The sequence below is a fragment of the Flammeovirgaceae bacterium SG7u.111 genome (assembly GCA_034044135.1).
GTDB lineage: Bacteria > Bacteroidota > Bacteroidia > Cytophagales > Flammeovirgaceae.
The window spans coordinates 2,498,436-2,524,908 of record CP139021.1; the positions used below are offsets into that span (position 1 = coordinate 2,498,436).

The window sequence follows — 26,473 nt, forward strand, 5'->3', positions numbered from 1 at the left end:
TTAGTTAAATAAAGGTTATGTTATTTAACTATGACTTTCTTGCTATATGTCTTTTTACCATCTCTAAGTACTATATTGTATAGTCCTGAAGGTAATGAATATGGTAAATTCAGAGATTTCGATAGGTTTCCAGATTCTCCTAGACTTATAATTTCTTTAAAGTGACTTTTCCCCATCATGTCAACTACGGTCAGTAACACTTTAGCATTTGGTGTAAAACCTGTTGCATACAAACTGACTTGATAGTTTGGAATCGGGTTAGGGTAAGCAATAAACTCAACACTCTCACCTAACGGGTTTTCAACGTTATCACCTTTTTCTTCTTCTATTTCGTATTCTAACGAAAGTACATTTGAATAATCAAATTTCCCATCATTGTCTACTTGTTTAAGTCTGAAATAATTGGTGCCATTTACAGGGTTTTCCATGGTGAAGCGATACCTGTTGATTTCACTTATTCCTCCGAGAGCATCCACATCGCCTACTTCTGCAAATGACCTGCCGTCGGTTGAGTGTTCAATTACAAAATGGCTGTTATTAAACTCTTGTGTAGTTTCCCATTTGAGAAGAGCTGTTTTTCTATTTTTAACTGCTTCAAAGCTTAAGAATTCTACAGGTAAGATTACAAGGTCAGAAGCTCCTAAGGTGAAGTATTGGGTACTGAAACTTACCGCAGAATTTGATTTTATTGTTCCGCTTGAATTACTCCCAATAGGGCTTGTTCCTATTACATCCCAGTGTTTGTTGCTGGCATCTTCATCCCTATCCCATTGCATAAGTAAAAGCTTGTCATACTCACTTACACCAGTATTAGTATTCCATCCTATTTCAACAGAAGTAGTACCAGTAGGGTTGATATCATGCTTGAGCTTCCAATATTCACCCTGACTAACTTCAACAGCTACAGATCCAGGATCAGGATCGTTGTTCTCTATAGAAGCTTCTTCATCAGATGGGTTGATGTTAATATATTGAGCTACCCATTCGTCTGCTGTTGCCGAGTAAATACTCATTGGGTTGTAGTTGTTTGCATCACCTATAGGATATTCGAAATCTTGCCCATTAAAGACTTCCTTGGAAAATTGCCCATCGACAAAAGATGAACTACTGCCTCCATTAGCAACTGAAGACCCATTTAAGAATACTCTAAATGTAGATGCCCTCACAATCCCGTTGGTCAAAGAAAGTGTCCCTAGATCGTTGATGTCAATATCAAAGCCTAAGTTTACATCTCCAGCTGCTTTATTGATTTCGAGATTTGCAAACGAGTTTGTTCCTGTAAATCCTGAGGTGGCGCCAGTAATACTTTGATCTGTGGTGCCATCTAGAACAAATGTTCCATCACCGCTATCAAGTGTACCAGCATTGTAGATAATATCACCTTTAACGGTAATTTTCTTGTCACTTAGATCCGTCAAGTCAGGACCATTAAGTGTTAGATCATTACATATTATAATATCTTGGCTAGGTAATGTTCTTTGACCACCTTCGGATAAAGTGAGGTTATAAAGAATTGGAATCCCACCTAGGATACTGTAATCACCCGTTCCCGCATATTCTAATGTGCTCTCATTATCACAGCTAAAGAAATCAGTGGTATAAGCTGCTGGCATTACCACATTATTTGTATTGCTTTTAAGCCTTAGCGTACCATTTCCGGTTAGAATTCCCAACCTATGTCCTTGGGTTGCATCAATTTCGAGTACTGCACCAGCTTTAATTTCTGTTTTATAAAGCTTTACATCGTCAATGTCAAACGTAAGGGTATGCCCGCTTTCAACTACAAGTATAGCTCCTTGGGGCGCTCCACCACCAGGTACTGGGTTGTCATAAACATCGTCTTCAACGACACCGATTTTTGTGGTTGTATAAATAGTTACGGCATCAGGAATAGCATCATCAATTCCTGCGAAATAATCTCCTGATATTCCAGCCTCTCCAATACTTGAAAACTCGAAAGTGATGACGTTATTCACTTCATCTATAGAAGCAGGGGCAAACTTTTCGATAGAAGTATTTACATCTAATATTCTTGCGGCATAATAATCATCTTCATCGTAGCTAGGATCGTTAGTCAATACACTGGTTTGGTCATAGTATAGTTCCATGTCCGCAGTAAAGCCAGTGAGGTTGTCTGCGCCAACCAGCCAGTGGTATTGCAATACATTTTCAATATCTTGAGGAGCAGTGTTGTCAACTCCGTCACTTATTATTACAGGATGATATTCGTTTGCAGGTCTAACTGTCAAGCTGCCGGCTGTACTTCCTGAAGAATTTCCCCCTACAGAGAAATTAAAAAGAGCGGGAGTGTATTTTTGTTCACCTACTGGGAATACAAAATCAGCCGCATTGTAATTAGCAGGGAAATTCTTTCTAACTCCGTTGTCGGTAAATGAACTATTGGTCTGGATCATGCTATTTGAATTAAAAGCAGTGACGTCTGAGTTTCCAAGATCATTTTCTATAGCTGCACTTACTCCTATTTCTAATAGGTTTCCTCCAATATTTAGGATTCCGTCTTCAAGAACAAGCTTGTTATTTATCTGAAAAGTATATCCTGTTCCATCTGGAATTTCTACCCCATTTGTATTTGAAATAGTCAATACTCCAAATTGACTAGTACCATAGGCACTTCTAGAAAGGGTTTGTGTAAGTGTACCATTCATTACTATTCCTCTGCCTCCTGTACTAGTATGAATAGCGTCGTTTATCACATCTCCTTTTGCAAAAACACTGTGACCCTGATCGTCAAAAGTTCCATCTGAAATGGTAAGTGTTTGGTTAACGGTAATGTCTTTGTTAGTTCTGAGTGTTCCAGTACCATTTTTAGTCAAATGGTAAAAATCAGCTGTTCCAGTTCCCGAATAATTTTGGATTGATTCGGTGTAGAAATAAGTAGTGTTGCTAGAACCTGTATACGTCCCGTTGTTAATAAAGTCAGCGTTTAGGGTTAAATCAAGTGAACTTGCCGTTAAAGAACCATTATTGAGCAACTCCCCATTTATAGTTAATGGATTGGAGTAAAGACTTGCAGATAGGTTGGTGGCTGTATCAATTACTAAGTTAGCAAGAGGGATAGTTGAGTTAATACCAAAACTCTCGTTATCTGAGAGACTTCCATCACCTATAGTAATTGTAGAACCATCAAGGTTATATGTTTCAGGGTCAAGGAAAAGTGAGCCGACTGTTCCAGAACCATTAGATTTTACCAATGCCAAGCTTCCTCCATTATGTTCAAAGCTACTGCCATAATTTAGTATCTCGAAGACTCCTCTTGTTGGTTCGGCGTCGCCATTGTTTTTTCCTACATAGACTGAGCCTCCTGTTTGTACATACTTTAATACACCGTTAGAGCTAGCTGTTCCTCTACGAACCTGACCACCTACAGTTAGTAGCCCATCATAAATTTCAAGTTGGGCATTTTCAGAAACAGAATATTCTATATAGTTGTTTCCATTCTGGCCTAAGCCATTTCCAGGGTTAGTAGCATCGCTGATGTCCATGTTTAGCTCAGCATTTGCCCCATTAATTCGTAAAAGTCCATCTAAATAGATTCCAGAATCATCTCCGCTTACATATGCTTTCCCAGCTTGTATTTCTAAGCCTGCACCAGCTGGTATTTGGAATTCATCACCAGCAGTAGTAAGGTTTATTGCAATGTCTTCATGGTTCAGTATTAGCCTGCCACTTTGTAGCTCAAGTGCTTTGTATGCATCCTGATCAGTTTCACCATTCAATTCAAAGTCTGAATTGAATGTAGAAGTAACCGTAGAGTCAGTTTTGTTTACAATTAGTCGGTACAGTTCTGGAGTAGTTCCAGAAGTAACATTAAAAGTCATTGACGAATCTCCCAAAAGAGATAGATTGATCACATCCTCATCTAAAGCAGTAAAGAGAGTCATTCCACCACCTGAGGTAGTGTTTTGCAGGTAGTCTCCATATAAGTTTATTTGATGAGATCTTACATCTGTATTGTTTGGACTATTTACTTGAATAATGGCACCATTATTTTCCATGATTATGTCGCCAAAAACAGTTACTGTTCTATCTGTTCCACTGTTATCAAAAAGCAGTTCACCACCACCACCGGAGGGAGATGATTCAGCCCCATCAAACTCAGTGAACAAAAGGTCTTTTTTTACCGTAATATCTCCAGTTGCATCATTATCAAGTATTACGTTTATATCACCTAGAATTTCAAAATTCCCATTTGTAACAACATTTTTGTCAAAGATAATATCTTTGTCTTGCTGGCCCCATCCATTTGTCGCTACTATCAGGTTTGGATAAGCATCGGGGCTCAAGCTTATCGTTGCTGGGTCTGCCGTAGTCTCATATACTACATATGAAGAGTCTTCTTCTGCGAATTCGGCAAAGTCCATAGTAGTAAAGTCGGGGTCTGAATACCTGTTCCAAAACATGCCTTCACCTCTAACCAATCCCGTATTTAGTACTGCACTTCCTCCATTGATACAGAGCGTAGGTCTAAATTGGAAGTTAGATCGGTAGACCCTATCTGTTGGATTGCCAGAAGCATCGAGCATCTGGGTGAAGTTGACAATGGCACATTCTTGCGTGTCATTATCTACCCAAACTCCATGAGGGCGACCTCTTAACGATGTTTTGTCATCATCCCAAGGAACCCAGCCTATATGAACTACATCGCCTGCTTTTGGATAATCGGCAGCGGCAGGCTGTCTACTGTCGTGCCAATCTTTTTCATCAATAACAAGATCACCATTTGCATCTATCAGAATATCACTGCTTGTCCATGTGTTTATATCATCCCACCTAGGTTCACGAGCTGCAGTTCCTGTACTAGTACCATGGTCTCTAGTATAATATACTTTTACTGAACCTGTAAATCGTACTGGGTCACCAGCAGTATAATTTGCATTCTCCAAAGTAAAAGGTGTAGTACCCAAGCCTTCATCTCCATTGAAAGTGATTGTATAACCAGAAATATTTCCAGTCACTTCATTTGTTCTGGTATAAGGTTGCTCATCAAGTACCTTACCTGGACCAAACGTTGCGGGTAGTCCAGATGGAGTTGCGCCGCCGTCTGGGTCATCTGCTTCTTTACTGGTAAACACTATACTATTTAAGGTTGGAAGAGTAGTAAAGTCACTATGCCTTACTCTCCAATAATATGTCAGAACATCGCTACTTGTGGGCTGAACCACAGTGGCAAGTTCTCCTTCAACTGGGTTTACTGTTACATACCCATCATCAGAAAGAGTGGTAGTGTCAATTGTAATTACAACAGGGGTGTATTTGCCGCTCACACCAATAGGGAAGTAGAGTTGATCTGGTTTATTATAAGAGTTTCTCGAAGTTTGATATTCAACGTATGACGGATATCCAGTTGGAACAGGATAACTAACTTTTAGAGATAGGCCACCATCACTAGCTTTTCCAGCCGTATAGAACATATTGGTGGTAGAAGGATCTTGACTACTTATGTTATTTATGTCAAGAATATCAATCTTTAAGTTATTTGCACCTAAGTTTATTTTCCCATAACGATATTCAATACGCTTCATATGGACATCACTGGTAAAAGAAACAATGTTGTCTCCACTATGTAATCTGATATTGCCAAAAATTGCATCGGACTCAGTGGTTATTGTAAAGTCCCCAACACCATTGCTGTTTATTAGCTTAGTTAAAGATTCTTTTGGGGTAACTCCGTCTTCATATGTGAAAACAGTTCCCTTATTAGTGATGTCGGCATTATAAAGTGTTAGACTATAACCAACACCCGTATAATTTGGGTCCATTTGGTCTAAGGTTCCATCTAGAAGTGAAAAGCTGTTTACTACTTTGATAAGATTAGTCGACCAAGAGTTAACATTTTTCCCTGAACCTGTTTTAAATGTTGATAGGTTTGAACCGCTAGGATTCACCCCTTTAGAAGGCTCTTTGGATGCCAAATAGAGTGTAGCCCCAGGCTTGTTGATAGTTAGGTTATGTAGTGGATATTCCCACTTTCCAAAACAATCACTACTTACTGGATCCGTAAAGCCGAAATCTGCATCGTCGATTATAGCATTTATACCACCAGAATTATTTGCACCTCCTGCTTTGAATTCTGTAATATCGCCAATGTAGAAAATACCGTCTTCAGTGCCATCAAATATGGTAGTAGCTTGGTCATCATCGTATAATGCGTCATCCTCTATTGTGAAATTTCTTCCAATATATACATCAGCATTCATTGTTTTAAATCTTGCATTCGACTCAATAGTTAAATCATTTTTAACTACTAATGGCTGATTTGCTAATGTTTGTGGGCTAGATGTACCATCGGCTGCGGTTCCACCATTTAGTTTGATCCATTTGGTATTACCTGCCGTATTTCTCATTTCAACATCCCAGAATGGAGCACGAGATGTAACAATGAAATCATTTGAGTTGTCGATTTCCATTATTACTGTGCCTCCAGAAACATTGATATTGCCAGGGTCGCTATTTATAAATATACCGCCTCGACTATTTGGTGATACTACATGTAGTATTCCTCCAGTCATTGAGAATACGTTACCCGGGAAAGTAAGATTGAAGTTGTAATAACCAGTTGCAGTAGACCCACCTAATACATTGGTAGTGCCTCCTGTTTGGGTGTACCCGCCAATATGCTGAGCACCTAATACAGAAGTTCTGATTTGGTTTGTATTTAAGATTCCTCCTTCAACAATTAAGCTACCGTTTTCTCTTAATGTAAATCCGCTATTAACTAGAGCTTCAAAAATTCCACTGGTTATTTTTGCTGTACCATAAGGTACAATAGCAGTTCCCTCATCTTTAGTAACTGATCCACCATCAACCCAAATGGCGGCAGCGGCTGAAATATTGTAATTACTTGCTCTACTTAATTTTGGGATAACTACGTTAGGACCAATTTTCAAAGTACCCCTAAGAAGGCCAATCGCATTGTCGTTGGAAGTAAGTTGAGAATTATCTGAGTGATTATGACTGGCATAGCCATACAGTTTGAAATAGCTTTCTTGGCTTGCGTCTATTTGCAATGTATAAGTAGCATCAGTTCCTTTGTCAATCTCAATCCTATAAAATACTGTTTCTCCATAGCATTGAAGTATTTGGTCTCTTGTATCATGCAGGAAATTTACATCTACTATTCCGTTCGTGGCTTCTGTAGAATAATTTGCAGCACCACGGTTTGTGAATTTTACAACTCCTTTGTTATTAGTGAAATTGCTGAATAAGTTTAATTGGTGTCGGGCATTCCCCTCACCCGTTAAAAGAGAGCCTTCATTAAGGTTGTCACCTCTAACGGTAAAGTTGCCAAATACATCTATTGTTAAGTCCGTAGTAGAAGTATTGTCATTGATCATTAAAGTCCCTTTGTCCACGGATACATAACCATTTATTTGATAGTCTGACAATAAAACAGCCTCGTCAGCACCATTATCAAGTTTAAATTCAAGGTTGTTAAAAACCCTTTCTTGGTTAAGTAGTATTCCTGAGCCATGTACCTCTACTGTGCCTCCTACTAGGCTATCGGCAAATAAGGTTGTTTCACCGTCAGGGAAGTTATCTTCAGTACCACTTCCGGGGTTATATCCTGACATTTTGATAGTTCCGTCTCCTTCTATAGCAGTAAAGTCATGACCGTAAGAAGTTGTTAAATCTAAAATACCTTCTACTCTTACATTTGATACAGTAATGTTGTTGTTCGTGCTTTGGATTGTTACATTTCGAGAGATATTGATAACTACATTGTCTGTGGCACTAGGGATTTCACTAGATGGATTCAAATAGCTAGGGTTAGCAGCGCCATCTGCAGTCCATGTAGCAGGATCATTCCAGTTTCCTGTTTGGTAAGAATACCAAGTTCTATTATCTCCACCTTCAATAGGGCTGTTTGTTTCATCTTTTGTACCAACAGTATAAATACCCGTTAGCGAGAGGTTCGCATCGCTTACTTCAAAATTCAACTTATCTCCATTTACGGTTATGTTGTCAACTGTCACTTCTGCATACTCAGCACCATCCCATTTCAAAAGGGCATAGTTAGTGATGTTTTGAGGGTATTTTCCATCAATCCCATCACCAAAATCGAAAGTGATCGTAGCTCCTAAGCTACCTGTCTTTTCAATGTACCAAGTTCTAGCCCACCTTTGTTCTATTCCAGCGGCAAGGCTATCTGCGGTAACCAAGTTTGTTGTGTTATTATGACCAGCAATGATATATTCATCATCATCTAAAGAACTATTATATGGACTTAAGATAAGGCCAGTTGAATTTGCAAGCTCGTGTGAACCATCAGCGGTTTTTCCAATACCAATTACATCAAAGTCATATCCATTATCGTCTCCACTATATAGTTCGTTTGCTCCAAGTGTGATGCCATATTTAGCTGAAAGATAATTGTTTAAGATGTTTTTTTGAGCATTGTTTAGCTCAGAATTGAAGATGATTATTTCCGCAATTTGTCCCTCGTAATTTTGATTGGCATCATATCCTCCATCTAAATCATCCTGTTCAGCTCCAATAACAAGTGAGCCTCCATTTGAGATAGATGCTCCTGTTTTAAGTGAAGAGGTACTTACGGTATCTCCGTCTTGTAGCACAACGAGGTCTCCATCAGAACTTTTCCATGTAGTTCCGAGTATACCCCAAGACCCATTACTAAAATCGGCTCCACTACTAATATTTGATCCATCAATATATACCCTTACATTTTTAGGATAAAACATTATAAACTCATTATCTTCTGAGCTTGTATTATAGGATACCAATGCTTCTTGCCCATTACTATTGGTATTTAGAACTATAAAAGCACTTATAGCCGCAGTTGGCATGGAAGAAAATGGATTCAATACGAGTCTATTATTAGTCGAATTGAATTCAGCTGCGGGAAGACCATTTACTTGGTTTGCATTGAAAATTGGTTCTAAACCAGCTTCTGTTAAGAAAGTGAAGTTATTACCAGAATTTTCTGACCATGAAGAAATACCATCCCCATCAGAAAGACTGAGCTGGCTTGCATCTAGCCAAATAACATTTTCAGGTTGCCCATTTGCACCTGTACTATTACCTATACCCCCAGGTCCTGTTTGAGCCATGGTAGTCAAGCTTGATAAAAGTAAAAGCAGTATAATAAATATTTGCTTTGTGTGTGTTGTAGATTCGTTTAGCATAGTTGTCGAACTATTTATATAACCTTTGATTAATATTAATAACCTGTTTTTCGATATAATTTTAGTATGAGGTTCAATTAGGATGCCCTCAATTCCTATGATTTCAAGTTAACGGGGCGTAAGTAGGCTTATTGTTTATTATTCAGAAGATTACTTATGATAAATGCTGGATAATAGTAAAATAGCAGTTTATTATTTGGTTTGATAGGTGTGTTGAAAATTTTACCAAAATATTACACTGATTTGGTAAAATGTATTTTGGTTTAACTGGCCAAGTTCAATATGCTAACGGCTATTAGAGTATTTAATTATTACAATTTTTTCACTTCTTATTGCAATTTCCATTACTTTACAAAGAGGTTAATAAAAATAGTTTTAGCTGTATAATAGCATGGGGCAATTATGATGTTTGGAGTTTGGCGAGCTATCATGAAAAACAATACTCAATGCATACAATGTTAAATATTTAACTGGCATATAAACAGTTACTTGTATGAGGATTTAGCCCCTTGCTAAATTTGATACTAGAAGTTTCTATCTGTGGTGAGGGAGTGTTTGTCGGATGCTGGTTTTAGGTTCTTTTTAGGAAAGATATATTTTTTGACTTTCACTATTTTCTATAAAAAAAGCTTATTCCTATTTTGGGTTTTGTATTAAAATACACTGTGGAGAGTCAGGTCTTTTAGTAGTGTTTTTTGTGATTTTTAATGAAACCTTACTTAAGGGCTCGAAAGTATAGTGTGAACAAATGTAAACAGGAGTTTAGTTTGCCCAAATTGGGAATAATAAAATTATCTATGGAAGAAGTGAATTCCCTGTGAATGATCTCTTTATGTTAAGATAGGAATAGCTTTTTTTTTAATCTCTATCAGAAGTATTAATAGAAATTGCTGATTAAATATTCTGTATTAACCTATTTGTGTATATACTTTTTAAGTGTAAAAGCTGTTTTTCGAAATTATCAATTGAGAAAGCTAGTTGAGCGTATTTGGCATTGTTGTCCTGACATTGATTAGGAGCCAATTCTTCGGTGTTTTATCTCTTTCATATTTCAAAAAAGTGGATATACATATGCAATCACTACATTGTGCCATCTAAAATTTTATGGGAAGCGGTGACATATATCAACAGAAGTAGCGTATTTGTTAATGATTCTTAATAAGAAACAAACTTTGAATCCATGACTAACAACAACACTAAACTTCTGATCATCTTCATTTCCATTTTTTTATTTGGATATGGAGAAGCTTTGGCCCAATGGGTGCCTGGTTACACAAATAGGATACCGCTTACCATCAAAGGTGAGAATATTGGCGATGGGGTAGCCCCCGAAAACCCTATAGAAGGGATTACCTTTCTTATTTCACTTACTGACGATGTCGGCTTTAGGTTAGCGGAGCTCGCTCACACTTCTTTTGCGGGAAAGGTACAACATATCAATGGCTTTGATATCATATTTGCTGAACCCGATGGAACAGTGCTACCCCATGGTACATTGGTCTATGATCGAACCAATGGCGATTTTAAAGCATGGGTAAAGCTGGGTCTTGTAGAAGAGCAAGACAAAACCTTTTATCTATATTATGGTAATCCAGGCGTAAGTGTCGATCCGTCCACTACAGATATTTGGGGAGAGGAGTACTTGGCCGTATTAGGTTTGGATGATGCGAATGCTGCAATAGGTGGCAATCCAGCAAACTTCAATGGTGACCTTAAAAATATAATAGATGCTTCTGGTAAAGGAAACCATGGGGTAAATAATGGCTATTTAGATGTGAATGGGCCTCATTTGGCAACTATAAATGGGAATGGCAAAATTGGTTCATCCCTTGCTTTTAATACAGATGAACAATCTGATGGGGTTTTGTTTGACCCAATAGATGTTACCAACGATTTGCCTCGTAATCAAATGACTATTTCTGCTTGGATATGGCCAAATGGAACGGGAGCAGGTGATGATGGTATTGAAGGAACGGGCGATGATCCTATAGCTGCTGGAAATGATGCAGGTTCTGACGGGCGAATTATCTCCAAAGCTAGAAATGGAACAGCCATTGCCGAACACGTTTGGATGCTTAATGTACAAGATGGTAGGTTGCGTGCTCGGATAATGACCGATGATAATGGTGTAGTTCAGCTTTTTGCCGATAATAATGAATCTAACCTTGTGCCAAATGAATGGAACTATGTAGCCTTTGTGTACGATGGTGAAAATATGAAGCTTTTTGAGCGCGATCAGATGATCACTTCAGTCGCTCAAAATGGAGATATTTCTATCGATCCTGAAGCATTTGTTTCTATTGGTACTCAGCCTATCAAAAAAAATAATACAGATCAGTGGATAACCAACTCGGACGATTACCGCTTTGATGGGATGATTGACGAAGTAAGGGTGGCTCAAGCGGTTCGCCCAGACGAATGGTTGGTTACTGAGTTTAATAATATCAATAACCCAGGTGGATCGATTGAAACCCCTGGAGGCGAAGAAATCTGTAATGCCGAAGGAGGTTCAGTGTTTCCTGCTAACTTGACCATAGACCCTTTTGGTGAAGTAGATTTGACACTTCAAGGGTATTCGGGAGCAGGTACACCAACTTACCAATGGCAAATTTCTTATAATGGCGTTGATTTTACCGATATTCCTAGCGCCAGCCTTATCGATTACCACACCGACCCATTAAGCTCTACTACCTTTATAAGAGTGCTTACTACCGATGACGATTGTACCGTCGCCTCCGAAATGGCTCGCATTGATATTAATGCGCCTTTTCCAGCGGGGTGCTACCAATACAGGAAAAAAATCACCATTAGCAACGACTTGTTTTCAGGAAATGAAACGTTGACAGACTTTCCATTCTTGGTTGAGGTTACGGATAATGATTTGAAAGGAGTGTCTGGAAAAGTGTTGAGTCCCGAAGGGCTTGATATTTTGTTTACCGCAGCCGACGGTTCGACCCCACTAGATTTTGAACGAGTTTCTTACGATAGACAAGAAGGGAGTTTTTCAGCTTGGGTGAAAATCCCTGCGCTCACCAATGGGGTTCTCCCAGAAATATACATGTATTATGGAAACCTTTCTGAAACAGACCTTTCTACTACGGCTACTTGGTCAGCGGCTTATAAAGGTGTTTGGCATTTAGATAGCCATTTAGAAAGTGCTACTGATGCTACCGACCGAAATGGATTGAATTTCGGGACAGTTAATACCGAAGGAATGGTTGGGGATGCCCAATTGTTCAATGGCAATGACTATATAAGTGTGGCAGATAATACTGATTTTAGGTTTACAGCGACCGATGACTACACGGTTTCGTTTTGGATGTATCAAGATGAGAAGCCTGGTGAAGAAATGGGGATTGTGACGAAGGCGGGGGAATCCAATGATTATTATGGTTTTTGGAACGAGGCAAATGACAAGTGGGATTTTGCCCAAGATGGCCCTACCAATTACAATGCCCGCATCCAAAGCTGGCACTATATTATAATGGTACAAACAGGTGGTTCAAAAAAAGAACTGTACGTTGACGGGCAACTTTGGACCACAGAAGGGCTTGCTGCCGATGCTGATGGGCTTGGTGATTTGGTGTTTGGGGCAAATAAAAAGAATGGAGTCCAATTTGAAAATTACTTCTCTGGAAAATTGGATGAGATTCGTATTCAAAATAGGGCGGTAACGGCTGAATGGGTTGAAGCAGAGTACAATAATCAGCATACCCCAGAAGCAAGTTATACATTAGGTATTGAAGAGTCGAATGAAGATGTGAAAGGGGGGACAGCTGTGGCAGACGACGAATTTGTATTGGAAGGAGGGCAAACTACCATTAGGCTTTCAGGCCAATCGGCTGGGGCTATTCAGTGGCAAAGCTCAACTGACAATGAGACATTTACCGATATTCTAGGTGAAAACGGAACAATCTTGGAAACAGGTGCGCTAACCGTCACCACATATTTCAGGGCGCTCATTGATATAAGTGAAATTTGTAACGAAGTAGTTTCTCGTTTGGCAGTGGTAGACGTGGGCGGTCCTTTCCTGCCATGTTACCGCTTTAGAAAAAAGATTGCCATTGATGGGGATATGGTTGTTGGCAACGAGGTATTGACAGATTTTCCTTACCTATTTAAAATTACAGATGCAGATTTGGCTGCCAACGCTGGTAAGGTACACAGCCCCTTTGGCTATGATATAGCTTTTACAGCAGCGGATAGTTCGGCATTAGATTTCCAACTCGAAAAATACGATCCTTCAACAGGTGAGTTAGTCGCTTGGGTAAAATTACCTGCCATTTCTGCGGCGAACCCTCCTAGTATTTACATGAACTATGGAAACCCGACGGTAACTACTGACCAATCTTCCGATAATGTATGGTCGGGAGATTACGAAGCGGTTTGGCATTTTAATGAGAATTTGCAAGATGGGACAAGTAATGGGATTGATGGAACAAATAATGGAACACAGACCCAACTGGCAGGTCATATAGGAAGCGCTCAGTATTTTGATGGAGCAGATGACTATATTGATCTTTCTGCGAATGCCGATCTGAGCGATTTGTTGGGAGGAACGGCAATGGTTTCATTCTGGATGAAAACAACTCAGGCAGGAGCGAACAATCCAAAGTCTGCCCCTGGGCTTATGGGAATAACAGGTTCTTCGGAAGATATGTATTATGGTTATCTCGATGCCTCGAGCAGGGTTGGGGCAAGAGTAGGGAATGGGAAAAGTGCAAATAGTACCACCGTGGTAGGGGATGATGCATGGTATTTTGTAGTAATTCAGCGAGAGCATGTAAGTGGAGATATAAAGGTATATGTGGATGGACAGCTTGAAACTACCGAAAACTCTGTTTCTGGAATTAAAGGTGAATCGTTTGATAAGATAGGGACAATCGAAAATTCGGGAGTTTTCTTTGGGGGCAACCTCGATGAGTTGCGGATTCTCAATATCTTGAAATCAGCAGAGTGGATTGGGACGGAGTATAATAACCAAGCTGATCCTACATCTACTTATTCTGTAAGCAAAGAATACATAAACCACGATGTGAGTACGTTAGGAGGGGTTGCTTCGGCAAGTGATGACTTTATAGAAGCGGGCGAACAAGTAGATATTACCCTGATAGATTCAAATGGAGATATTCAATGGCAGTTTTCATCGGACGGATCAACTTTTACCGATATTTCAGGGGAAAATGCGACAGTGCTCCAGAATGTGCCAGCATCTTCTGTGGTAGGAACGTTCTATTACCGAGCTAAGGTGATCAGCGAAGGTTGCGAAGATTATTCTTCTATTGAAATATTACGAGTAATCGCCCCTTTTTCAGACGATTATGCGTTCAGGAAATTAATTACGGTGAACCCTTCGGGAACTTGTGGAGACACTCCACTGCCCAACTTCCCTGTATTGGTAAATATCTCCGCAGACCCAGACTTGGTGCATTTTGACGATGAGGTGAATGATAAGGTTTATACGTCCGATGGTTCTGATTTCGCCTTTACCGATGGCGATGGGGAAACAATTTTACCATACGATATCGAACATTACAATCCTGCTACTGGTGAATTGGTAGCTTGGGTGAGGGTTCCGCTTTACGATCCGTTGAACCCAGCAGTTTTCTACTTGTATTATGGTAGCGAGTGCGATACAGATCAGCCTAGCAAAGCTACTTGGTACGATGGGTTTGAGACTGTATGGCACTTCAACCAATCCTCAGATGCAGATGGGCTTACCTACGAAATGCTAGATGCAACAGGTTTTGAAAATCATGCAAATTCTGAAGGGGCTTCAGTTCTTTCCCAAGTAGATGCCAAAATAGGCAAGGGCATTGGGATGAACTTGGCGGATGAAAGTGGTGCCCAGTATTTGTCGGTAGACAAACAAACTAATTTTAGTTTTACCAGAGATTTTTCTGTTTCGGCATGGGTAAAAGTAGCGGAAGCGAACGGTGATGAAAGCATCATTACCAAAACCAATGGTGCAGATGTAGATAACCATAAGTTTTTCTTGGGTGTAAACAGCGACTATGAGCTATTGCTTAAAGCTACCACCGAAACAGATTTTGTGGAAATAACCTCCTCTAACACTATAGTAGCCGATACGTGGTATTACTTGACGGCCACTTACGACGGCACCACGCTCAAAGGCTATATCAACGGTGAAATTGCCATTTCAACTCCACTTTCTGGGACCATGATCCATAGTGGTGACGATCAGGTGTTGATTGGGAAAACCTGGGACAATAATTATTTCCAAGGAGAAATTGATGAGGTGCAATTTGCAAGTACAGCCAGAAGTGCCGATTGGATTTGCCATGCCTATCACAACCAAGCAAATGGCGGACTTTCTATTGGGTTTGATAACGAAGAGAACCAATATACATGGAAAGGTGGCGCGGCTGGAAATGAGACTTCTTGGGCAGCTCCAGAAAACTGGAGCGGTTGCCGTCTTCCTAGGGACGGGGGAAATATCATCATTCCAGAGGTAGACGATTATCCTGTGCTAGATATGGACCCAACTATTGGGGACTTGCTGATAGAAGAAAACGCATTGCTTACACTAGCCGATAGGGTGCTTACTATCCAAGGTGATGTGGAAAATGAAGGAAGTATTGTAGCAGGTTCTAGCCAAGTGGTTTTCTCAGGGGCAGAAGAACAGGAAATAAGTAGTATTCAGGTGCTTGGGTTTTACAATTTCACTTTGGCAAATGCCGAAGGAGTTTCGTTGGAAACATCAATTTCAGTAGCCAATATTCTTAATTTATCTACAGGGCATTTGACCACAAATGGATACGAGGTGTTGATAGAAAACACAGGCACAAGTGAAGTAAGTGGGGCAAATGCTGATAAATTCATTATTACCAACGGGCAAGGCACGCTAGCGCAAGAAGGCTTAGGCCAAGGGCAAAGAGAAGGGGATATCCTTTTCCCGGTTGGAACGGATACCACTAGCTACACTCCACTGAGTATCGACAATTCTACAGGCACGGCCGACCGTTTTGATGTAGGTATTTGCGATGGTGTTTATAGAGAAGGGACTTGCGAAACAGGAACTCAAATCACGGAAAAAGTGGTGTTGAAAACATGGAACGTGGCGGAGGAGACACCCGGTGGATCTGATGCGACCATTACTCTTGGCTGGGACGAGGGCGACGAAGCCGCTGATTTCAGCAGAGATGGGCTTTTTATGGCTCGCCATGCCTCAGACATGGTTTGGGATAATTTCCATACGGGTTCATTTATAACAACTTCTCCGTTTTCCCTTTCGGTACTAGGGTTTTCAAGTTTTGGCAGTTTTGGTATAGGTTCTGACTTGTCCCTATTGCCAGTCAGGTTGCTTTCTTTCGATGCAGAAGCTTCTGAAAATAGCGTAAGTATATCTTGGGAAACCATAGATGAGATAGGAGGGGAGGTGTACACAGTTCAGAAGTCAAGAGATGGGAAGATATTCGAACCAATAGCGATCAAAGATGGAAGAAACCCGGATGGAGCACAAGCGGCGTACAAAGTGGTAGACAGCCAGCCTTGGAACGGAGTAAATTACTACCGTCTCAAGATTGAAGAGCCAGATGGAAAGGTTACGTTCTCCAAAATTGTTGTGGTAAATGCAAAATCAAATAATTTGTTGGTGGTGTACCCCAATCCTATTACAACTGAGGGTTTGCATTATGACCTAAACGTTGATGGCCCTGTTTCTATAGAGGTTATCAATGCGGCAGGGCTAGTGTTGAAAACGATGCAATTCGAAGAAGTGCCACAAACAGACCGAGTGATTGATTTCAATAGTTTAAAACCAGGTTTGTACTTCGTTAGGTTCCATACGGCTACAAATACCTACGTGGAAAAAGTAATCAAAAAATAGCAACCACGATTATCTCCATTGTATAAAAGTACGGCGGTCTTTCCTTGTGAGAGACCGCCGTACTGCTTTATCAAAACTCTTTTTAGAGTTGGTTTTACTCAAACACCAAGTGCTTCCTAAAGACTTGCCCATCAATTTGCACATTGAGCATATAATGCCCCGATTGCAACTCCCTTTCAGGGGCGATGTCTAAAACATCTTTGTCGAGAACCAAGGTTCTGGTGAAAACCTCCATGCCCAATGTGTTCATCACGGAAACTTGAACCTCCTTGCCAAAGGCATTGGGGTAGTAGAGCGAAAAGTGTCCGTTGGGTGCTGGATTTGGAAATACAGAAAGCGCTTCCAAACTGGCTTTGGTAGAAACCGCAACCACTTTCGAGTATTCAAAAGAACCGTCTAGGTCTACCATTTTGAGGCGGTAATAAATTAAATCTCTTCCGGGAAACAAATCGGTGTAAGTATAATCGGCAAGTAATCCTTCGCCTCCTTTAGGATCAACCTCGGCCACAAAATCAAAATTGATCCCATCAAAAGACTTCTCGATCTCATAATGCGAAAAATCCCACTCCGAAGCCGTGCTCCACCTTATGTTGGTGAAGCTGTTGTTTGCTGAAGCGGTGAAGGAGGTTAGGGTTACAGGGAGAGGACCTATCCCCCCTAGCGCTGTTATTTTTCGAGGTCCGGGTATATCCGCTTTTGGAGGACTACCTAAATTAGAGAAGTATGCAATATCTGAAAACTCACCTATTCTAATACCTTGAGATTCATTTATGTTTTGGTTAGATTCAAAATCTATAATCCCACCAGTTTGGATCGTAAATATCGAAGAAAATGGTAGTATAAGTTGGGCTTGAGCACCCTGAAACTCTAAAGATCCAAATATATTAATATTTAGTCCATCAAGTGGGAGTGGCAATGAGGCTGAGCCAATATTAGTTGGGTCAGTCAAGTGGTAATTGTAATAACCATCGATTACTATTACGTCACCAGTTTTTATAGTTATAAAATCACCAAAAGTAGGAATAGTAGGGTTAGCATTGCAATTTGCAGTGCATGTCCAAGTAGAAGCTAAATCCCATACTCCACCACCTACACCATTTGATTCTAACACCCTTTGCCCCCTCACTTCCCCAGTAAATAGTGATAAGACACAAAACAGTAAAGCTATCTGAAAGTAGAAGTAGATCTTTTTCATCCAGTTAAATTTTAAATCTTCGAAATTAGTTTAGCTAGTTAGGTTCAATCTATATGAAGATAATTAAGGATTGATTAATTGTTGGTAGGCAGCTTGTTCAAGTTTTAAGTAGCCTTGAACATCTGTTAGTAGGTATAAAGCGGTTAAAATAACAAATATCACGCTTTTGTAGGTTTTTGACCGATTAGTGATTTTTTTGCAGGCTCACAATTAATGGACTAAGGTAGTATAAACTGCATAAAGAGGCAAGGGGGCAATAGTTAATCTGTACTAATTTAACAGTTTGGGATTGTAAGTTGTTACGATTCCTTAGAATCATGTAATATTTTATGGGTTTTGTGCAAAAACAAAAAAGGGAATGAGCGTACGCTCATTCCCTTTTTTATGAAAAATTATTTGGGCTTAATGAAATATCATATGCTTCCTAAAGACCTGTCCATCAATTTGCACATTCAACATATAATGCCCTGATTGCAACTCCTTTTCAGGGGCAATATCAAGCACATCTCTGTCTAGCACCAAGGTTTTGGTGAAAACTTGCATACCAACCGCATTCATCACAGAAACTTCTATTTCCTTTCCAAAGGCGTTGGGGTAGTAGAGCGAAAAGTTACCGTTGGGAGCAGGGTTGGGGAAGACAGATAGCTCCTCAAGGCTAGCTTTAGAAGAAACCGAAACTACTTTCGAATATTCAAAAGAACCATCTAGATCAATCATTTTGAGGCGGTAATACACCAAATCCCTGCCGGGGAACAAATCCGTGTAAGAATAATCGGTAAGCAAGTCTTCGCCTCCTTTCGGATCGACTTCGGCAACAAAATCAAAATCCAACCCATCAAAAGATTTCTCGATTTCATAATGCGAAAAATCCCACTCCGAAGCGGTAGTCCATTTGATGTTTGTGAAACTGCTGTTTGCAGAGGCGGTGAAGGAGGTTAGGGTGACGGGGAGAGAGATAAAAGAAGGTCTGGTAGCGTCAGCAGGCCAGATGTATTCTTCGTCGGCAGAGGCTATGCTTCCTGTTACTTGTCCACAGACAAGACATGCAGCCCCTGACCAATACCTATTGCCAGAAACACTTATAAAAAGAAAATTCCCTGCGCCCACACCTGAAGTTTCGTCTAATAAACTGGCATCTTCTTCCAAAAATACCGCAGACTCTGGCCCTGTGAGCGTTAGGCTGCCGTAAGTAGGTATTTGGCCAAAGCAACCGAAACCATCACACGAGGCTTCCATGATTAATGTTCCTTGGATGACCAATGTAGTATTGAACATAACATGATCAGTTCCCCTTACAGTCACTGTTACTCCTTCAGGTATTTGTATGATGTCGTTGTCACCAGGGATTCTTGTACTGGGATTCCAACTATTTTGGTCGTCCCAATCCCCACCTGTTGCTATAATTGTCTGACCAAATGTTGTATTAAGTGATAGAAAGCCTAAAATGAACAGGGCGATCTTAAAGTAGAAGTAGATCTTTTTCATACAGTTAAAGTTAAATTCTCCGAAAAGTGAATAAGCTAGTTGGGTGATTGATTAATTAATTAATGCAGATAATCTAAGGATGGATAGTTATTGCTAAGTGGGCTGTTCAGCGATTGGACAGATCCGAACAGGGATTAATGTGAGTTGCTAGATGTTTGTTTAACACAAAACACATCTTTGTAAGTTTTTGATCAATTAGCAAGCTCTTAATTAATAAGCGAAGGTAGTGTAAACAATATAAAGAGACAAGGGCGCATATGTTAATCTGGGGTAAGTTAACACATCAAGGGATGTGAATTGTTACAAATCCTTAGAATCATGTAATATTTTATAGGTTTTGTGCAAAAATAAAAAGGAAATAAGCCTATGTTCATTCCCTTTTTATGAAAAATTATTTAGGCTTAATGAAATATCATACGCTTCCTAAAGACTTGTCCGTCAATTTGTACATTAAGTGTATAATGACCTGACTGTAACTCTCTGTTGGGCATGATTTCCAGTACGTCTCTATCGAGAACTAGATTTTTAGTGAATACTTCCTTGCCTACAATGTTCATGACCGATACTCGTACTTCTTTGCCAAAAGCGTTAGGGTAGTAGAGAGAGAACCTGCCAGCGGGTGCAGGATTGGGGAATATTGAAAGTTCTTCTAGGCTAGCTTGGGTTGACACAACTACCACCTTCGAATATTCAAAAGACCCGTCCAAGTCCACCATCTTGAGGCGATAATACACCAAGTTTTGTCCAGGAAACAAATCAGTATAAGTATAATCAGTAACCAGGTCTTCACCGCCTTGCGGATCAACCTCAACGAGAAAATCAAACTCCAGCCCATCAAAAGACTTTTCGACCTCATAATGTGAAAAATCCCATTCTGAAACAGTACTCCATTCAATAAAAGCAAAGCTGTTTTTTAAAGAGGCACTAAAGGAAGTAAGGGTTACAGGTAGGGAAATTATACCAGTACTTATGGTGATTTCTTTTTTGCCTTCTATGTTTCCATCTGAACCGACTCGATTGAATGAGGATGGTGAGCCAATAATAATTCGTTGGGATTCTGTATAGTCAGTTGCAGGGAAAGGACTGTTGTTGGTAAAGCTAATGCTAGCTCCATCTTCTATATAAATATAAGAGCTGCTTGGGAGTTTTAGTATAGCAATGTTTTGGAAGTTTAATTCGCCATTTATGTAAATGTTTATCGCGGTTAAATGTGCATCAAATAATTGAGTAACATTGAATATTACAATATGGTCTTCTTTTATGATGACATCATCTCCAGGTTCTGGCACATCATCGCAAGTCCAAGTTCCCGGCGTATTCCAATTGCCAGATCCTTTGGATTCGCATGTATCTGCGTTAGCTTCCTTTGCCGATAAAATGACACTAAAAAACAAGACCAATTGGAAATAGAGGTAAATTTTTTTCATGCAGTTAATGTTCAATCTTCTTAAAATTATATTAGCTGGTAGTGTTGGTTAGCTGTGATAGCCCTAGCGGAATTCAAAAGTATTGTAAAGAACCAAAGGGTAAAATATCGGTAAATCAATACTTGGAGAGTTATGTAAGTTATTGGCTAGGTGGTGGCTTTTTGTAGTCTGGCTTATTGTATAAAGATAAATTATATCCTGATTGATTAGAAGTAAAGCAAATTTAGTTCTGAAATATTAACAGATATGGGATATTATTTTATGGATAAGTTTTGTTATGTTGTTTGTTTTATGTGCTTTCTGTTTCAAAAAGAACGAATATAGCTAATGATTTTTCAAGAGTGAGTAATTTATGATGTCTTTTTAGCGAATATGCTTACTTAGAAGTACATTATATTTTTTAAAATTGTCTATCTCTTTTCCAAGGGCTCTTTATGAATTTACTTGAACGCTTATCTTTGTATTCAAAAAACGATGAATTTTCTATCTCAATTTAGTGACTTACTTCCTGTTCTACCACCTTTTGAGTTAGTTCTAGCAGAACGTGACGAGCCTAGCAACACCGTACATCTATATTTAGAGGTTCCACCTGAAGCTACCCCAAAAAAATGCTCTATTCATAGCTATTACGACCGTACCTGGGAACACTTAAAGCTTTTTCAATATCGCTGTTTTATCCATTGTAAGCTTCCTATATACAAAGATAGGGATACCGGTAAACTATCTAAGGCAGAGGTTTCCTTTTCTAGAGATTATTCGCGGTTCACACTTATGTTTGGGCAAGAAGTCATGCGTTTGATGCATATCCACCATTGTTTTACGGCAGTAGCCAGGACACTTGGCATTCGAGTCCAACGGGTTGAGCATATTTATCATCATTATACCCAACATCTTGAAGATGACTACTATAGTCAGCATACAGCCTCTAGGATTGCTTATGATGAAACCTCTACCCGTAAGGGACATGAATACATCACCAGCTTTTTTGATCTAGATACTTGGCAACTACCCGGTAGTTACGAAGGTAGATCTTCTGAATGTGTTGCCCGATTTAAGCAAGATCATCCCTATCCAGAAGCAGTAGAAGAAATTTCCATTGATATGTCCCCTGCCTTCATCAAGGGGGCCAAACAGTGTTTTCCACAGGCTAAGGTTACTTTTGACAAATGGCATGTGATCAAACTTCTCTACAAACATCTAGATCGACTTGGGGAAAAGGCTTATTGCTTTCAAGCTCAAATTGAACTATCAATGGAAAGGATAGGTACTTTTTATCGGCAAGATCAATTTCAAGAGCTAAAAGCCCAACTGTGCTTCATTATGGACCTCGCCCAGGAAACCATGGAAACCAATCCGATCACTAAATCGATTAAAAGCCATTTTGATGGAATTGTTCAATACGCTCAATCTAAGATTAATAACGGTATCTTAGAGGGGCTCAATTCTAAAATTCAAATCATTAAACGGGTTGCTAGAGGGTTTCGGTCTAAAGACAACTTCATCAAGATGATTTACTTTGTATTTGCAAAATACCAGTTTCAAGTAAATTCATAAAGAACCTTTCCAAGTCAAACCAGTTCCTAAGCAAAAGGTAGATTTCCACTTTTGGCAACCAGATTTCCTTTTCTTATGAGAAGGTTTTAAAACTATCAGCTTGTTTTGTAATAAACTGCAGGTAAGTAGTTTTTCATGTTTTTATAAAAACCTTTCAAAACTTGAAACCTTTGACCTTATTTTTACATATATAACATAGCTGTAACTACTTATTGAAGATAAAATTAACAAAACCTCTCTCTGAATGAGAAACATTACCACTTACAAAGGTTGTTTGGCCTTATTGTGTATGCTATCTGCTAGTACCCTGTTGTTTTCCCAACAGCAGATCAAGCCCTACAAAACTCACACCATCAGCACTGCCGATACCGAATTTGAAGGCAGTACGTTGCTAATTGACTTTCAGCTCAGCGAGTCACTTTCAAATATTTCTGGTTCTGCCGCTTCGTTTGACCCTACGTACATCATTGAGAAGGTTACCGTCACCGATGACGAAGGCAAGGAACTTTCGGCCACCGAATTTGATAACCGTCCCTCGGTATTGGATGCGGGGGGAAGCTACCAGCTTGTTTGGGACTTGGAACGACAAGGGGTGCTGGAGCTCTACGGTGTTCAAAAAGTGGAGATTGAAATTGGCTACTCTGAACAGACCAAGCGAGAAATTTCCAACCATAACGATGAGGTCTATAGAAAAAACAGGAGGCAAGGGACGTTTTCCTCTTTGTTTGGTTTCAATAGGGATTATTCCCAGTTCTCTATTTTCGGTGGTTGGCAAACAGGGTATCTTATTCCTGATATAAGTGCGGATGAAGGATACTCAATGAGCGTGACCGATACTGATGCGAGCAATGCGTGGTATTTTGGCGGGCGTTTGTATTTTACCAACTATTTCAGTGTGCAAGCTTCAGCGCATTTTACCAAAGCCAGTTTCCAATACGATTACCACTCTTCAGGCCCTTCGGCTGTTGTTACCCAGCAACTCAAGTACGAAACTGTCCAAATTCCGCTTGTAGCCAATATCCACGTAGGTCCCAAATTTACACTGTTTGGAGGCCTGTATTTTAGTAAAATTAAGAAGGGCTCAATTGAAGAAGAAGGAAAAACTGCCTTAGATTTGTTTGATGAGAATTTGAATGTGGACGGAGAGTCTCCCTTGGTAAGTTCGGACAAAGGCTATCTGGGCGGAGTAGAATATAAAATGAGTAATATCGCCATAGGGGCGAAGTACGAAAGAGGGTTGCAAAACCTTTTCAATGAAAATTATAACTCACTAGAAATTCCTACCAAAGAAGATGGACGGCAGCTGTATCACGGCATGGCTTCAGTTTATATCACTTGGTTTCTCTTTTAATAGGTTAATCTTACTCATTGGCATACCACTAATTTACTACAAGAAGATGAAAAATCTCATTGCATTGCTGTTCTTGCTGTTATTATCATCGAGTCTTTCTGCTCAATATGTAAACTTGAAAGTGTTGCTCAAAAAAGAGAGTGACAAACGGTTTGTGAAATGGGCAGAGAAAGGTGAGTTTGAATCGTCTGAACAGTACAAGGCAAGGATGGCTGGTCAAAAAGAGTATTACAACACCATTTTCCAACAAGTTTCTTTGGAGTATGAGCAGAAGTATTTGGGGAAAATAGACTTTGAAAATTATGTGCTGGGGAAATACGACGCAGACAACGAGGTATTTCCCATCAAGTTCGAAATGCTTGATACAATTTATTTGAAAGTGCCGCGCGATTATGCTCCAGAATTTAAGTCCCGGAAAGATTTTAGAGTAGAAAATGTGGATTTGGTGATGGAAGACAATAGTTGGTCGCTTTCTGAAATTACGATAAGGGACCGGTTCTATGACCAAGTTTACCAAAATAGTGGTAACCCGAAATACAAAATGTACCAATACGAACCGCCAGTAGTCCCTACGGTTTCTATCAGTTCTTTTTCGTCCAATACAGCCGATGTAGATATAGACGAAAATATCCCCGAAACAGATGTTAAGAGAGAAGATGCCTTGGCGGTGGTTTTGGGCGTGGAATATTACCAACACAACGATATCCCAAATGTGCAGTATGCGGTAAACGATGCGTTGGCTATCAAAAAATACCTCATCAAAACAATGGGCTTCAAAGAAGAGCAGATCATCTTCAAGGCGAACCCAACCATGACGGACATGAACTATCTTTTTGGTGGAGAAAGCTCGCCCGAAGGGAAATTGTATAATACGGTAAATCCTCAAAAAACGGATGTGTTTGTGTATTTTAGCGGACATGGAATTCCCAATACAGAAGATGGAAAAGCCTTTTTTGCCCTGTCCGACGCAAATCCTTATTATGTGAAAAGTACCTGCTATCCGCTTGAGCTTTTCTACCGAAACTTGAGCCAAGTCCCTTGTAACAATCTAACAATTGTACTGGATGCCTGCTTTAGTGGTGGCTCACATTCGGGGCTGATTATTCCCAAAGCGTCTCCTGTATTCATCATGAACGAAGCGAGGCTAAGGGCTGCGGAAAATGTCCAGATAATGACTTCTTCTTCGGGCACGCAGATTTCCTCTTGGTATCCGGAAAAAAATCATTCTATGTTCACATACTTTTTCCTCAAGGGAATTATGAGCGATGCAAACTCCAATGATGACGACCTGCTTACTTTTGGGGAACTAGCTGGCTATGTAAACGAACAAGTTACCCGAATGGCAAGGAAAGAATACGGTCGTATCCAACAGCCGAGTATCGATGGGGAAATGGAAAAAGTGTTTGTGAGGTATTGATTTGATGATTCTTTAGGTGATTTCATGCCACGTTAAAAACAAGTGTAATTTCCTTGCTGCTCTTGGTTTTCCAGAGCGAAAGCATTTGCCAACCAAAGGAAAGCTTGATGGAAATTTTACAAAGCTTTTGAAGGAGTAATTTCGTGACTTTTTAATAATCCACCTGAAAGGCAGGATTAGCCACTTTCATAAAAAGCTGTAACGTTTTCATCCCATTTTTAGGAATACTAACTCTGGTAGGAGATTCGCCTATTCCCTAGGGCTGTGGCGCACAGCTCTTTTTGTTCGAAAAAAGTGGATTGTGCGATACAAACCACGGGTTTTTATTGTACTGTTACATTTGTCCACGTACTAAATCACCTGTGTTTTTTGCAATTACTTGGCATGAATAACCTCAATAAAAATCCCTACTCAGTTTCTAACTTATCTTGATAGAATAACTGTGTAGGGATTGGAAGGTGAAAATTAAAGAAAAGGGGATTAGTTTTTTACCCCAACGGTTTTCAAAATATCTTCTAGCAAACACCATTTTGTGAGTGAAGACTGGAATAAATTGATTCCGACAAATGCTGTAAGCCAGAGCCAGTGGATATTTACATAGATTGCCAATAGTAGGCTGGCTAAAATAAATATTCCTGCTACTCCTCGTACAATTCTGTTTTTCATACTTATAATTAATTTATTCTGTCAATGTTAACTAAGGCTACATGTATTTTGGAAGTGGTTTTTAGTGAAGCGTTAAAGGATTCGATGCTTTCAAAAACCTGATCCACATATTCTTCGGGAGTGAATGCATAAAACATCAGTGATTGGTTTTCACCCGCGTCGCTTGCAAACCAGTTACTCTCAAGAGACGTTATCGACATGTTTTTATAACCAGTTATTTTCTGATAGGAAAAAGCTGTCACACCTGATTTTTTAAGGGTTTCTTTTATCTCCTTTTTAAATCCGTCAATGGCTGTGATTATGAGTAATTTCATGTTTATATGGTTTGTTGTGGATGATTCTTGTATCTGCAACCGGAAGGTCGT

At 39.7% G+C, this 26,473-nt stretch carries 10 protein-coding genes; 4 read left to right on the plus strand and 6 right to left on the minus strand.

What is annotated here, in order from left to right; translation table 11 throughout:
- Nucleotides 1–20: 20 nt before the first annotated feature.
- Nucleotides 21–9,089 carry a T9SS type A sorting domain-containing protein gene (locus R9C00_09755; protein WPO37735.1) on the minus strand — a complete coding sequence of 3,023 codons (9,069 nt, stop codon included), beginning with the start codon at nucleotides 9,087–9,089 and terminating at the stop codon, nucleotides 21–23.
- Between the two features lie 1,255 nt (nucleotides 9,090–10,344).
- Here R9C00_09755 and R9C00_09760 point away from each other — a divergent pair.
- Nucleotides 10,345–17,013 carry a DUF2341 domain-containing protein gene (locus R9C00_09760; GenBank protein WPO37736.1) on the plus strand — a complete coding sequence of 2,223 codons (6,669 nt, stop codon included), beginning with the start codon at nucleotides 10,345–10,347 and terminating at the stop codon, nucleotides 17,011–17,013.
- Between the two features lie 94 nt (nucleotides 17,014–17,107).
- Here the strand turns inward: R9C00_09760 and R9C00_09765 are convergent, their stop codons facing one another.
- From R9C00_09765 to R9C00_09775, 3 genes are all read right to left on the minus strand, one after another.
- Complete coding sequence (locus tag R9C00_09765) at nucleotides 17,108–18,208, minus strand: T9SS type A sorting domain-containing protein (protein ID WPO37737.1); 1,101 nt, start codon at nucleotides 18,206–18,208, stop codon at nucleotides 17,108–17,110.
- A 402-nt stretch (nucleotides 18,209–18,610) separates the two neighbouring features.
- Nucleotides 18,611–19,693 carry a T9SS type A sorting domain-containing protein gene (locus R9C00_09770; protein WPO37738.1) on the minus strand — a complete coding sequence of 361 codons (1,083 nt, stop codon included), beginning with the start codon at nucleotides 19,691–19,693 and terminating at the stop codon, nucleotides 18,611–18,613.
- A 401-nt stretch (nucleotides 19,694–20,094) separates the two neighbouring features.
- Complete coding sequence (locus R9C00_09775) at nucleotides 20,095–21,120, minus strand: T9SS type A sorting domain-containing protein (protein WPO37739.1); 1,026 nt, start codon at nucleotides 21,118–21,120, stop codon at nucleotides 20,095–20,097.
- A 474-nt stretch (nucleotides 21,121–21,594) separates the two neighbouring features.
- On the opposite strand from R9C00_09775, the gene R9C00_09780 reads away from it, so the two are divergent.
- The 3 genes from R9C00_09780 (at nucleotide 21,595) to R9C00_09790 (ending at nucleotide 25,442) form a co-directional block, all read left to right on the plus strand.
- Nucleotides 21,595–22,674 (plus strand): transposase, encoded by a 1,080-nt coding sequence (locus tag R9C00_09780; protein ID WPO37740.1) that lies wholly within the window; start codon nucleotides 21,595–21,597, stop codon nucleotides 22,672–22,674.
- Between the two features lie 244 nt (nucleotides 22,675–22,918).
- Entirely contained in the window at nucleotides 22,919–24,025 is a 1,107-nt protein-coding gene (locus R9C00_09785) for a hypothetical protein (GenBank protein WPO37741.1), read from the plus strand.
- A gap of 46 nt (nucleotides 24,026–24,071) precedes the next feature.
- Entirely contained in the window at nucleotides 24,072–25,442 is a 1,371-nt protein-coding gene (locus R9C00_09790; protein ID WPO37742.1) for a caspase family protein, read from the plus strand.
- A 480-nt stretch (nucleotides 25,443–25,922) separates the two neighbouring features.
- Here the strand turns inward: R9C00_09790 and R9C00_09795 are convergent, their stop codons facing one another.
- Together R9C00_09795 and R9C00_09800 are read right to left on the minus strand one after the other, a co-directional pair.
- A complete protein-coding gene (locus R9C00_09795; GenBank protein ID WPO37743.1) occupies nucleotides 25,923–26,108 on the minus strand; it encodes a DUF2892 domain-containing protein in 186 nt (61 codons plus the stop codon).
- Between the two features lie 8 nt (nucleotides 26,109–26,116).
- Nucleotides 26,117–26,422, minus strand: a complete 306-nt coding sequence (locus tag R9C00_09800; GenBank protein ID WPO37744.1) for a hypothetical protein — start codon at nucleotides 26,420–26,422, stop codon at nucleotides 26,117–26,119.
- Between the last annotated feature and the right edge of the window lie 51 nt (nucleotides 26,423–26,473).

What these genes read in the sequence shown, in the direction of transcription:
- R9C00_09800 (WPO37744.1), bottom strand. Translation starts at nt 26,422, where the DNA reads ATGAAATTACTCATAATCACAGCCATTGACGGATTTAAAAAGGAGATA.
- R9C00_09790 (WPO37742.1), top strand. Translation starts at nt 24,072, where the DNA reads ATGAAAAATCTCATTGCATTGCTGTTCTTGCTGTTATTATCATCGAGT.
- R9C00_09760 (WPO37736.1), top strand. Translation starts at nt 10,345, where the DNA reads ATGACTAACAACAACACTAAACTTCTGATCATCTTCATTTCCATTTTT.
- R9C00_09785 (WPO37741.1), top strand. Translation starts at nt 22,919, where the DNA reads ATGAGAAACATTACCACTTACAAAGGTTGTTTGGCCTTATTGTGTATG.
- R9C00_09795 (WPO37743.1), bottom strand. Translation starts at nt 26,108, where the DNA reads ATGAAAAACAGAATTGTACGAGGAGTAGCAGGAATATTTATTTTAGCC.
- R9C00_09775 (WPO37739.1), bottom strand. Translation starts at nt 21,120, where the DNA reads ATGAAAAAAATTTACCTCTATTTCCAATTGGTCTTGTTTTTTAGTGTC.
- R9C00_09755 (WPO37735.1), bottom strand. Translation starts at nt 9,089, where the DNA reads ATGGCTCAAACAGGACCTGGGGGTATAGGTAATAGTACAGGTGCAAAT.
- R9C00_09765 (WPO37737.1), bottom strand. Translation starts at nt 18,208, where the DNA reads ATGAAAAAGATCTACTTCTACTTTCAGATAGCTTTACTGTTTTGTGTC.
- R9C00_09770 (WPO37738.1), bottom strand. Translation starts at nt 19,693, where the DNA reads ATGAAAAAGATCTACTTCTACTTTAAGATCGCCCTGTTCATTTTAGGC.
- R9C00_09780 (WPO37740.1), top strand. Translation starts at nt 21,595, where the DNA reads ATGAATTTTCTATCTCAATTTAGTGACTTACTTCCTGTTCTACCACCT.